9 protein-coding genes are annotated in these 12300 nt (G+C 61.8%); 3 read left to right on the plus strand and 6 right to left on the minus strand.

The window, feature by feature from the left end:
- Positions 1–225 precede the first annotated feature (225 nt).
- On the plus strand, positions 226–2304 hold the full coding sequence (locus JQ46_RS09690; RefSeq protein ID WP_051876322.1) for a neutral/alkaline non-lysosomal ceramidase N-terminal domain-containing protein: 2079 nt from the start codon (positions 226–228) through the stop codon (positions 2302–2304).
- Between the two features lie 71 nt (positions 2305–2375).
- Positions 2376–3338 (plus strand): hydrogen peroxide-inducible genes activator, encoded by a 963-nt coding sequence (locus tag JQ46_RS09695; protein WP_034987790.1) that lies wholly within the window; start codon positions 2376–2378, stop codon positions 3336–3338.
- Here JQ46_RS09695 and JQ46_RS09700 read toward each other — a convergent pair.
- Both JQ46_RS09700 and JQ46_RS09705 read right to left on the minus strand, forming a co-directional pair.
- Positions 3335–5893, minus strand: coding sequence for a DEAD/DEAH box helicase (locus JQ46_RS09700; protein WP_034987792.1), 2559 nt, complete (start codon positions 5891–5893; stop codon positions 3335–3337). The genes JQ46_RS09695 and JQ46_RS09700 overlap by 4 nt on opposite strands.
- Before the next feature lie 6 nt (positions 5894–5899).
- Positions 5900–6952: a PAC2 family protein gene (locus tag JQ46_RS09705; RefSeq protein WP_034987795.1), complete on the minus strand. Its 1053-nt coding sequence runs from the start codon at positions 6950–6952 to the stop codon at positions 5900–5902.
- Between the two features lie 217 nt (positions 6953–7169).
- Here JQ46_RS09705 and JQ46_RS09710 point away from each other — a divergent pair, with 217 nt between their 5' ends.
- On the plus strand, positions 7170–8675 hold the full coding sequence (locus JQ46_RS09710) for a DUF4192 domain-containing protein (protein WP_237744798.1): 1506 nt from the start codon (positions 7170–7172) through the stop codon (positions 8673–8675).
- Here JQ46_RS09710 and galE read toward each other — a convergent pair.
- The 4 genes from galE to dtd form a co-directional block, all read right to left on the minus strand.
- The gene (gene galE, locus JQ46_RS09715; RefSeq protein WP_192817264.1) at positions 8632–9666 is read right to left on the minus strand and encodes a UDP-glucose 4-epimerase GalE; all 1035 of its coding nucleotides are present in this window, start codon (positions 9664–9666) and stop codon (positions 8632–8634) included. The genes JQ46_RS09710 and galE overlap by 44 nt on opposite strands.
- Positions 9667–9679: 13 nt before the next feature.
- The gene (locus JQ46_RS09720; RefSeq protein WP_034987798.1) at positions 9680–10402 is read right to left on the minus strand and encodes a metal-dependent transcriptional regulator; all 723 of its coding nucleotides are present in this window, start codon (positions 10400–10402) and stop codon (positions 9680–9682) included.
- Positions 10403–10502: 100 nt separating this feature from the next.
- Positions 10503–11534: a sigma-70 family RNA polymerase sigma factor gene (locus JQ46_RS09725; protein ID WP_034987801.1), complete on the minus strand. Its 1032-nt coding sequence runs from the start codon at positions 11532–11534 to the stop codon at positions 10503–10505.
- 231 nt (positions 11535–11765) lie between these two features.
- A complete protein-coding gene (gene dtd, locus JQ46_RS09730) occupies positions 11766–12236 on the minus strand; it encodes a D-aminoacyl-tRNA deacylase (RefSeq protein ID WP_034987805.1) in 471 nt (156 codons plus the stop codon).
- Positions 12237–12300 lie beyond the last annotated feature (64 nt).

The raw sequence follows: 12300 nt of genomic DNA on the forward strand, positions 1-12300 counted from the left end.
CAGAATTTCCCCATGTTTGTGGGGCTGAACAGGCCGATTCTAGCAACGTGCCCCCACAGGGGGAACCTGCACCCCTGTGTGCTTTCTACCCCCAAACAAGATTAGAGCACTATAAATATTTGCTCAATATATCCAAACTATCCCACCACCCCACAGATTCGGTCTAGTCTTTCGTCAGTCAAAACAATCTAATGATGTAAGTAGTTTTGAGAAACGAGAGACCTTATGTGTGAACACGGCCAGAACACCACCCCGAACCATCTGCAGAGTCCGCTGAAGTCCCAGCTCAGCCGCCGCAATTTCTTCCGTGGAATGGCTGCGGTATCCGGCACCGTACTCTGGGCCTCCGCCGGTGCGCCCGGAGCAAGTGCGCAGGAAGCTGGTGGCGGCAGTGGGGGAGGCTTCCACGTCGGCCGTGGCCTCGCGGACATGACCGGCGAGCCATGGGGTGCAGGCATGTTCGGCTACGCCGTGGACGAACAGAAGACCGTTGGTATCCAGCGCCGCCAGTACGCCCGCGCATTTATTTTTGTTGACGCCAACCGCGACAACTCCCGTCTCGTCCACGTCACCTGCGACGTTGGACTGATGTTCCAGTCCATCCACCTGGAGGTGCTCCGCCGACTCAAGGAGAAGTTCGGGGATCTGTACAACCAGTCCAACGTCCTACTCACGGCCACCCACACTCACGTGGCTCCCGGTGGTACGTCGCAGCATTTGATGGTCGACATCACCCACGGTGGCTTCCGTCCAAAGACCTTCGAGGCCACGGTAGCGGGCATCGTTACCGCCATTGAACGCGCGCACGCGGACATCCAGCCTTCAGACGTTACGGTTGCTGAGACAAAGGTTGCTGATGCGGGCGTCAATAGGTCAAAGACCTCGTGGGACCGTAACCCCGAAGAGGACAAGAAGGCTCTTCCCAATGGGGTGGATACCCGCAGTGTGACCCTCCATGTTTCGCGCGGCGGCAAGCAGGTAGGCCTGATCAATTGGTACTCGCTGCACCCGACGAGCTTCGGCGCGGAGTACAAGCACATCGCAGGCGACAACAAGGGCTACGCAGCCTGGGCCACGGAGGAAGCTCACGGAGTGGTGCACCGCCACCCTGAGGATGCGCCGTTTGTCGCTGCCTTCGCCAACATGACGCCGGGTGACATCACGCCGAATATGGGATTGACGCCCAACTCTGGACCGGGAGCAGATGAGCGTGAATCTGCGCAGATCCTCGGCGAGCGGATGATGGCGGCGACCAATGACCTAGGCAAGGACTGGTCGGCAGGCGGTATCGACGGGCGCATGCGATGGGTGAACTGCCCGCAGCTGGTGGCCAGCCCGCGCTTTACCCCGGACAAGAAGGAGCACAAGCTGGGGCCGGCGATTCTGGGTGCGGCTTTCGCTGCCTCCTCGCAGGAAGACGGCGGCGGTGTGCCTATCCTGGGCTTCAACGAGGGTGAGCGCGGCGGTAACCCGTGGGTGCGCGACCTCAACAACTTCCTTTCGCCTCAAGAGATCAAGGATATCCACGGCCCGAAGGAGGGGCTGCTGCCGATGGGCTACATCGACGGCATGATTCAGCAGGTCCACCCGTTCACGATCCACCGCCTGGGCTCGTTTGTGCTGGTGAGTCTTGGGTTCGAGCCGACGGTCACCTGTGGCTTGCGCATGAAGCGCACGGTCGCTGCTGCGCTGGGTGTGCCGGAGAACGCGATCGTGGTGCAGGGATACACCAACGCCTACGGCCACTACATCACAACGCCCGAAGAGTATGAGGCGCAGAATTACGAGGGTGGCGCGACGATCTTCGGCCAGTACCAGCTGCCCGCGTTCCAGGACGTGCTCGATGAGATGGCGCGGGCGCTCAAAGAGGGCAAGCCGGTGGAGGTCGGACAGCCCGCAGGTGACCTGACGGGGCTGATCCCGAACGTGCCGGGCAGCGACAACTGGATGGATGCGCCGCCGCCGGGCAAGAAGTTCGGCGAAGTGCTGGAGGCGCCTAAGGAGGTGAAGGCTGGCTCGCCGGCGCGGGTGGTCTTCGTAGGTGCGAACCCGAACAACGACTTGCGCCACGGCGAGGGTTACATGACGATCGAGGACGCCAGCGGGAAGGTGGTCGCGGACGACTCCAGCGAGAACACTCTGATTACCTTCGAAAACTCTTTCGGGCAGACCCGCACCACTGTCGAGTGGGGCACGCGCGATGTGCGGCCCGGCAAGTACACCGTGCGACTTAAGGGAGATTGGAAGGCCTTCCTGGGCAAGCTCTCGCCCTTCGAGGGGACCGCTGAACTACAGGTGAGCTAGATATAGGGCAAAGGTACTTATTTTTCCGGTTGTAATTATGCTTTTCTAATAATTGCTGTACAGTTGAGGACGTGGTTCAAAGAGAGTATCGACCAACAGTTGCCCAACTACGTACCTTCGTGACCATCGCCGAACACGGTCACTTCGGCACCGCGGCCTCACATCTTGGCATCTCCCAGCCGTCGCTGTCCCAAGCACTAGCAGCGCTGGAGGCGGGGCTTGGCGTGCAGCTGATCGAACGGTCTACTCGCAAGGTCATCGTGACCCCGGTGGGGCGGGGACTGCTGCCTTTCGCACAGGCGACGCTGGAGAGTCTGGAGACCTTCGTCACCCACGCCCGCGGCGCCCACGGCGGCCTGGTCGGCTCGCTGGCGATCGGCATGATCCCCACCGTCGCGCCCTACATCCTGCCCGATGTGTTGCACACGGTGAACGACGTGGCTCCCAAGCTGGAGCCGCGGATCGTGGAGGAAAAGTCCCCGCTGCTGGTGGACGCACTGCGCCAGGGCAAGATCGATGTTGCCGTGCTCGGCATGCCCGGCGAGGGAGGTGGGTTGAACACCGTTGACCTGTACACCGAAGAGTTCGTGCTGGTCCTTCCTGAGGGCCACCCTCTGGCCGGTCGGAAGGATCTGGCGGTCGACGAGCTGAAGAACATCGAGCTGCTGCTGTTGGACGACGGGCACTGCCTGCGCGACCAGATCCTGGAGCTGTGCCGCACCGTGGACATGGCCAACGACCCGCGCCATTCCGTGACCCGCGCCGCAAGCCTGTCCACGGTAATCCAGCTGGTAGCCGCCGGTTTGGGCGCCACCCTCGTGCCGCTATCCGCAGTGGCTGTGGAGTGCCAGCGCCCGGGCATTTCCCTGGCGACATTCGCCGGCGGCGCTGTACGGGCCGGCCGCACGATCGGCATGGCCTACCGTTCCAGCTCTACGCGCATCGACGATTTCGCGGCGCTGGGGGAGATCGTGGCGCAGTCCTTCAACCACGTGGCGAAGGAAAGCCGCCGCGTGCTGGAGACCTTCCTCTAACCCTGCACGATGGTGAGCTCCGACAGGCGGATCTCACCGGCCTCGTCCGTTGCGGCGAGGTCCACCACGCCCTCCAGCGCCCAGCCATGGTCGCCTTCCGGATCGTCGATGATTTGACGGACGAACCAGCTTCCGGCCTCGGAGCCGGTGCCCCGCTTGATGAGAATGTTTTTATTAGACCGCGCGGCGGCGTCCACACCAACATCCGCATACTCGTCGAAGTAGTCGTCCATCGCGGCGGGCCAGTCCGGCGGCGTGTCCAGGTATTCGTCCATCTCCGCAAGCTCGCGTTCTTTCTCGAAGGCGAAGAGTTCCACGTGGCGGAAGAAGTAGTTGCGCACCATGCGGGTCAGTGCCTGTGGGTTGGCTGACAGCAGGTTCGTATCCTCCACTCCAAAGGCGTGCTCGGCGACCTGGTCCTCGGTCAGCGGGGCATCCGGGTCGGCCATCTGCACCCACTCGTCGATAAGGGAGGAATCTACCTGGCGGATCAGCTCACCCAGCCACACGAGGATATCGTCGAACTCTTCGGAGCGGTAGCTTTCCGGCACCGAGTGCTCCAGCGTGCGGTAGGCATCCGTCAGGTAACGCAGGACCACGCCCTCGGAGCGGCCCAGGCCGTAGGTGGACACGAAGTCGGAGAAAGTCATGGCCTTTTCCACCATGTCGCGCACGATAGATTTCGGGCTGATCTGAAAGTCGCGAGCCCAGGGGTTTCCTTCGCAGAAGGTGTCGTAGGCCTGGTCTAGCTCGTCGGCCAGCGGCATGGGCCAGGTGATGTCTTCGACGATGGCCATGCGTTCGGTGTAATCGACGCCCTCTGCCTTTAGCGCCGCGATCTCCTCGCCCCGTTCCGCCTTCTGCTGGGCTATAAGCACCTGTCGGGGATCCTCCAGCACAGCCTCAAACGTGGAGATGACGTCCAGGGCGAAGGTTTCGGACTCCGGATCCAGCAGCTCCAGGGCGGCCAGGGCGAAGGGGGAGAGTGGCTGGTTTAGCGCGAAGTCGCGGCTTAAGTCCGCGGTCAGGCGTGCATCCGTGCCGCTGGGCGTGTCCGCCGCATACTCCTCGACCACGTCGGCGTTGATAAGCCCGCGATAGAGCTCGATCGTTCGCAGGATCGTCTTGTTCTGCTTCGAACGCGTGTCGTGGTTGGTGCGCAGCAGGTGCTTGAGTGCCTCGAAGGTCCACTGCTCGCGGGCGACCACGTTCAGCAGCATAGAGTTGCTCATGCGGAATTGGCTGGTCAGTTCCTCTGGCTCTGCGTGCGTAAGCCGTTCGTAAGTCGACTCGCTCCAGGTGGTCTGGCCCTCCGGTGCCGAACGCTTGCGCAGCTTCTTGATCTTCTTCGGGTCACTTCCCGCGCGCTGGCGCAGGCGGAAGTTCTCGATCTCGTGTTCCGGGGCTTGTACCACCACAGTGCCTTCTGTGTCGTAGCCCGCGCGTCCTGCTCGCCCGGCGATCTGGTGGAACTCCCGAGACTTCAGTACACGGTGCTTCACCCCGTCATACTTCGTCAGCCCCATCATCAGCACGGTGCGGATCGGCACGTTGATGCCCACGCCCAGGGTGTCTGTGCCGCAGATGATCTTCAGCAGACCCTTCTGGGATAGACGCTCCACCAGGCGCCGATACTTCGGCAGCAGGCCCGCATGGTGCACGCCAATGCCCTTGCGCAGCAGGCGGGAAAGGGTTTTGCCGAAGGCGGAGGTGAAGCGGAAGTCGCCGATCTCTTCGGCGATGGCGGCCTTTGCTTCGTCGTTCACCAGCTTCATGCTGGTCAAGGCTTGAGCACGCTCGATGGCCTCGCGCTGGGTGAAGTGGACGATGTAGATCGGCGATTTGCCGTCGTTGATCAGCTCTTCCACTGTCTCGTGGACGGGGGTGTAGACGTAGTGAAAGTCCAAAGGTACGGGCCGGGTAGTACCCGTCACCAGGGTTGTCTGGCGACCCGTGCGTTCGGTGAGGTCATCCTCTAGCCACTTCGTATCGCCCAGGGTGGCGCTCATCAAAAGAAACTGCGCCTTGGGGAGTTCCAGCAGCGGAACTTGCCAAGCCCAGCCACGGTCGGGCTCCGAGTAGTAGTGGAACTCATCCATCACTACCTGGTCGATCTTCGCCTTCGCACCATCGCGCAGCGCAATGTTGGCAACGATTTCGGCGGTGGCGCAGATAATCGGTGCCCCGCCATTCACTGTGGCGTCACCAGTCATCATCCCGACGTTCTCCGGGCCGAAGGTTTGGCACAGATCGAAGAACTTCTCGCTCACCAGAGCCTTGATCGGCGCGGTGTAGAAGCTGCGCTGCTTGCGTGCCATGGCGATGAAGTGCGCGGCGATGGCGACCATGGATTTGCCGGAGCCAGTGGGGGTAGCCAGGATGACGTTGTCCTGGGCGACCAGTGCCGTAGCCGCCTCCTCTTGGGCAGGGTAGAGGGTTATGCCGCGGTCGCGCGTCCAGCCGAGGAAGGATTCCAGAATTGCGTCGTCGACCAGCGATTCTGGAACCTCGTCCAGATCCGGAAGCAGCTCTGCGAGTTCGGCGGCAATACCCACTGTTTTCTAGTTATCCTCTTGCTCGTCTGTGTCAGAACGGTTTTCGTCGGACATGTTCTGCAGGAACGCCTCGAACTCCGCGCCCAGCTCCTCACCGGTAGGAATGTCTTGCCCCGGCTTTAGCAGGTTATTTTCCCGCTTGCGGCGCATGCGCTCCATCTCTGCGTCGTATTGGTGCTCGAGAGCACTGACGACCGTGGCGATCTCTTGGGAGTCTTCCACCTGATCCTGCAGCTGGTGTTGCACCCGCTCCAATTCCTTCTCCAGCGCCTTCAACGGCAGGTCCCGGTCCGCCACGTCAGCGAACGCCTGCAGCAGGCGTAGCGTCGCCTCCGGGTAGTCCGAGGCCGCGATGTAGTGCGGCACGTGGGCTGTCAGACCGATCGTCTCGAACCCGTGGCGGTTCAGCTTCTTCTCTGTTTCCAGCGCAGCAGCGCCCGGGACGATCATCCGAGAGTCCCAGGTGTGGAAATCCTGGATAAGTGAGGAATCCGAAGCGTGCGCGGAGATCACCAGCGGCCGGGTGTGCGGCACAGTCATTGGTGCGGAGTACAGGGAGGCAACCATGCCTACCTGGCCACGCCGGGCCAGATCCACCACGGCATCGCTAAACGCACCCCACTTCAGATCCGGCTCCAACCCACTGAGCAGGAGGAACGGGCGACCCTCGGTGTCCTTAACCAGATGCAGATCCAGGCGCACGTCGTCGCTATCCACAACCTTGGAGTTATCAATGGTCACACCGGGTCGGCGGGAGCGGTAATCGATCAGCTCATCTACCTTGAACGAGGCCACTGGGCTGTGTTCCAGGGCGGCGAGTAGATGGGAGCTGGCGCTGGACACGGCTTGACCCGCGTCGGCATAGCCCTGCAGGGCGACCAGCATCGGTAGCTCTTCGGCGCCGTCCTCAGCGTCGCCAAGACCCGCGGTCGCATCCGCAATGGAGGGGCGGTCGAACTGGATTGGAGCCGGGTACTCCATCTCGTACATCCGTCCCGCAGTTTTCCGCTCGTTGCGGTCATTGCGCTCTTCACCGTTGTTTTCGAAGTGCTGATGCATAGTTTCGCTCTCCCTTCCGGCGGAACCTTGGTCCAACCAAGCACTGTCTGCCAAGCCTATCAGGCGGTTCGGATAACTTAGGCCGGGATGGCGCGTATTTCGAACAGCCAGAAACCTGTATTCACAGTTCTGAGTTATTCACAGGCCCCTGGGGCGATACCCGCTCCAACGACCGCCCTGGCCACGGAAAAAACCCTTCTCGGCGAGTATCTGTGGCATGATCAACTCACCAGAGCACAACGAACAGAACGCACAGTCTATTCCCACGTCCGCCACCTCTGCGATGCCAGCGCCTTCAGTCCACCTCGGAGCCGACAAAGGAAAGCTCATTGCGGCCATCCCGTCGCTGTTGGGCTTCCCACCCGTCGATTCGATGGTCATCATCGGCCTCGTCGCCTCCACCGAACCCACCGAACAGATCAACACCGGAACTACCGGCCCCGCCCCGCTGCCGGAGAACCACCGCCGCTTCCGCATTGGCCCCGTCCTACGCTGCGATCTTATCCCTGCCGCCGTGACCGAAGCGGCTCGCGGTCTTATCAATATTCTTTGTGACGCCCCAGCGGCAGAGGCCATCATCCTCACCATCGGCGACATGGATGACCGCCTGCGTGCCTGTGTAGCCTCTGCCATCAAGCAGTTACAGGACGGGTGCGTGGAGGTCCAGTCGGCATTGGAGGTGTCTCGGATTGCCACAGGGGAGGCATGGGCTGACGTGTTGGACGGAGAGACCGGCACCGTGGCCAGTGTGGAAACTAACGAGCTGGCGGACATCAGCGCACTCAGTGGTGCCCGGCGCATGGGGGACCGGGAGGAGATGGAACGTTGGCTGGATCCGGCGAACATCGCCACGCCCGATTGGATGCTGCAAGATCGCGGGGAGGCCACGACGGTCGATCTGATCCAGGTGCTAGTCGGAGTGGCTGCAGTGGCGGAAGGCCAGCGAGTGCTGGAGGAGGAATGTGAAGACGAGTACCTGATCGATAGCCTCGCCGCGATCTGTTGCGATGAGTTCCTGCACACGGTTGTTATCGCATGGTCACTCGGCGTGAACAGCGCCATCCTGCGGGAGATGCTGGCAAGTACCGCGCGGCGGACGACGGGCGCGGTGCGTCGACGGGTGATGTTGATTCTGGCACTGGTGGCGTCAGCTAACGACGAAGGAGTGCTGGCCTACCACACGCTGACCCGCCTGCTGGAGGAGCTCGAGGCGGACCTTTACACCGAGGATGCGTGCGCGAAGCTGGACCTGCTGGAAAGCGCCGAGGAGTTAGATGAAGAGGGCGCATCCGCCGACCCTGAAGCAGCGCTGGAAGACCTGCTGCGCGGTGTGGAGGATGCCGATGGTGCCGACATGCAACCACAGCTCAGCACCCTCGACGAGTTCACCGCGGACATCGCGATCGCGGCGCTGGACGCGCACCAGAGGGGCAAGATAAAGCTGCTGCTGTCTAAGGCAGTGCGCGCTGCGTGCACAGTTATGGCTAATGTGCAGATGGATCTGGACGCAGCAGACGACCCAGATGATCCGCGAAAGCAGGGTGAGTCGGGAGATCCGGGAGCGTCAGAGGGACCCGGTTGGGTTCCGGAGCGCACCTACGTCACAGTCCGGGAATATGCCGGACTGGATCTCGCCTGGGAGTACGAGCGCCTGCTGCAGACCGTGGACTGGGACGCGGTTAACGCTGTGCGGAATGCAACCTATCACCCAGTTGTCCGCTAAACGCCCACGCATCCGAAATGATCGTCTGCAGGTCTGAGCGGGTCGGGTTCCACCCGAGCTCAGCCTTCGCCTTTGCGGAGGAGGCGATGAGGGTGGCGGGGTCGCCTGCACGGCGCGGCGACTCAATGGCCGGAATCGGGTGGCCGGTAACCTCGCGGCAAGTGTCGATCACCTGGCGCACGCTGAAACCATCGCCGGAGCCGAGGTTGAAGATACGGTGCTGGCCGGCAGCGTTGGAGGCCGCGGCTAGCAGGTGTGCGTCCGCCAGATCTCGAATGTGAATGTAATCGCGCACCGCAGTGCCATCAGAGGTGGGGTAGTCGGTGCCGAAAATGGAAATGTGCTCCCGGTGGCCGAGTGCAACCTGCAGCACCAGCGGGATCAGGTGCGTCTCTACCTTGTGGTTCTCTCCAATGTCGCCATACGCGCCGGCGACGTTGAAGTAGCGTAGGGAAGTCGCAGCCAGCCCGTAGGCGTTGGCATAGGAGGTGATCATGTGGTCGATCGCCAGCTTGGATGCGCCATAGGGGTTGGTGGGGGCGGTGGGCATATCCTCGGTGATTGGTACCTGCTCGGGCTCCCCGTAGGTAGCGGCAGTGGAAGAGAATACGAGGTTCTTCACCCCGTGTTCGCGCATTTGGTCCAGCAGGTACAAGCTGGTTCCCACGTTGTGATGCCAGTAGATGTCCGGTTTCTCCACCGACTCGCCAACCAAGGAGCGGGCGGCGAAGTGCATCACGGCGGCAACGTCACCGGCTGCGAAGACGTCGGAAATGACGTCACGGATGTCGCCCTCAACGAAGGTCGCTCTTTCCGGCACGGCGTAGCCGTTGCCTGTGGATAGGTCGTCGACGACCGTCACCCGGAAGCCGTGCTCCAGCAGGACGCTGGCGCACACGCTGCCGACGTATCCGGCACCGCCGGTGACGACAATGTGGGAGGAGGGGGATAGGGCGGAAGAGGAAAGATCGATGCTACTCACATCCTCCACGCTACCGCACTGATTAGCTGACCTTCTCTACCCTCACGGCGTGGCCGAGTTCTTCCGGAACCACCATGGCTCCGTTGTCATTGCTGAACTCCAAGCCGTCCTCGGTGGCCACCAGGTTCACAACGCTGCCCGGGCGCATGCCGAGCGCATGGAACTTGGCCATCAGCTTGTGCTCTACCTGGATGATTTCGTTGATGCTTAGGATCTTCACCTGGATCGGCTCCGGCGGCTCGATGTCGGAAGCGCGCTGTGAGGCGCCTTCCTGCAGGGTATTAACTTTCTCCAGCATCTCCGCGCGCTCGGGTTCCGGGATGCTTTCCATCAGCTCGTCCAGGCCCGGGATCGGGTTGCCGAAAGGAGAAGTGGCGTACTCGCTGAGCACCTTCACCAGCTGCACCTCAACCTCGTCGCCCATGACGTGCTCCCAACGGCAGGCCTCGTCGTGCACCTTCTCCCACGGCAGGCCGATAACGTCGGTGAGCAGGCGCTCTGCCAGACGGTGCTTTCGCATCACGGCGGTGGCCAGGGCGCGCCCCTGTTCGCTGAGCTTCAGGGAACGATCCTTCTCGATCGTCAGAAGCTCGTCGCGCTCCATGCGGGCGACAGTCTGACTTACTGTCGGTCCGGACTGCTCGAGCCTCTCGGCAATGCGGGCGCGCAGCGGTGGAATGCCCTCTTCTTCCAACTCGTAAATCGTTCGGAGATACATCTCAGTGGTATCGACGAGATCCCTCACGTGCGCTACGCCCTTTCTTTGCTTATTGACTTCACACGATTATAGCCCCGTCCACTTAGGGAACGGGGCAGAAGTACAGGTACTTGTTCTACTGCGGGGGTTAGACCGCGTACTCGCGCAGCTTGTCTGCGCGGTCGCCTTCGCGTAGCTTCGCCATAACCTCGCGTTCGATCTGGCGCACGCGCTCGCGGGACAGCCCGAAGCGACGGCCGATCTGGTCCAGGGTTCGGGGCATGCCGTCATCCAGGCCGTAGCGCAGCTTGATTACATCCTGCTCGCGCTCCTCCAGGGTGCCCAGAACCGCGCGCACATCGGAGTGGCGCAGGGAAGCAACCACTGCGGTCTCCGCATCGGTCGCATCGGAGTCCTCGATGAAGTCGCCCAGCGGGGCTTCCTCGTCGCTACCGACTGGCATGTCCAGGCTCACCGGATCGCGGGACTGCTTCAGCAGCATCTCGATCTTGGACTCCTCGATGCCGGACTCCTCCGACAGCTCCTCATTTGTAGCCTCGCGCCCCAGCTGCTGGTACATCTCCCGCTTGATGCGAGACAGCTTGTTGACCTGCTCGACGAGGTGGACGGGGAGGCGGATGGTGCGGGACTGGTCGGCCATGCCACGGGTGATGGCCTGGCGGATCCACCACGTTGCGTAGGTGGAGAACTTAAAGCCCTTGGTGTAGTCGAACTTTTCCATCGCGCGGATCAGACCCAGGTTGCCCTCCTGGATGAGGTCCAGCAGTGGCATCCCGCGGCCGGTATAGCGCTTCGCCAGGGAGACGACCAGGCGCAGGTTTGCCTCCAGCAGGTGGCTGCGGGCTGCCTTGCCTTCGCGAGCGAGAACCTTCAGGTCGCGCTTTTTCGCGCGGGTTAGCTTCTCGGCGTTGGCCAACAGGTACTCGGAGTACAGGCCAACTTCGATCCGCTTCGATAGTTCGACTTCGTCTTCGGCGGTCAGCAGCGCGGTCTTTCCGATGCCGTTGAGGTAAACGCGAACCAAGTCCGCCGACGGGTTTTCGTTGTTTCCGCGCCGCCGACCCTTATCTTCTTTCTTATCGCTATCGTCGGCAGAACCGCCGTTGCCCCTACCGCTGTTGATGCCGTTGTACTCGTCATCAATCATGGAGTTTTTCATAGTGCTGGTGTGCCTCCCGTGGCTCGATAGCGCTCAAGCTCTTCAAGATTTTCTCGTTTTGTGCCGAAGCTCTAAGGGGTTAACGGACATCTTCGTTGAATTGTTCCCCACCCACCCCCTAGGAGGGAACTGCGCTTACCCCCGCAATAGGGTTTACCGCTATATGTCGTCGCACAGTCTGCGGCGGATCTACGTTTTCACCTGGAGTAATAGGCGCCGGGGAAGACTGGTCTAGGTTTCCACCAGCACGGTGAATGGCCCCTCGTTTACGCTGGAGACCTTCATCATGGCTCCGAATCGGCCTGTTTCTACAACTATTCCCCGCTGGCGCAGTAGTTCGGCGATGCGGTCGAACACCGGTTGCGCGGCCTCGCCCGGTGCCGCGTTCGCCCAGGAAGGTCGCCGCCCCTTCTTGGTCTCGCCCATGAGCGTGAACTGGCTGACCAGCAGAACCTGCCCACCCACTTCCTCAACCGAGTGATTGCGCGGGCTATCCCACGGCTCGCCAGCAGCGGGCAGTAAGCGCAGTTCGGCGATCTTCCGCACCATTTTCTCCACTGCCGCCTCGGTCACGCTCTCGTCGGCAATGTCGCCCACCCCGATGCCGACGAGCGCCAGCAGAGCAGGGCCTTGTACCGATCCGACGACCTCGCCGTCCACGGTCACCTCTGCGCCGCTGACTGTGCTCACTACCGCTTTCACCGTTGTTCCGCCTTCCTTCAAAAATCCTTGCTGGGGTTTACAGTTGCCGGGTTCTAGAGTTTGG

Origin of the sequence: Corynebacterium jeikeium, assembly GCF_000738175.1 — a bacterium.
Classification (GTDB): Bacteria; Actinomycetota; Actinomycetes; order Mycobacteriales; family Mycobacteriaceae; genus Corynebacterium; species Corynebacterium jeikeium_C.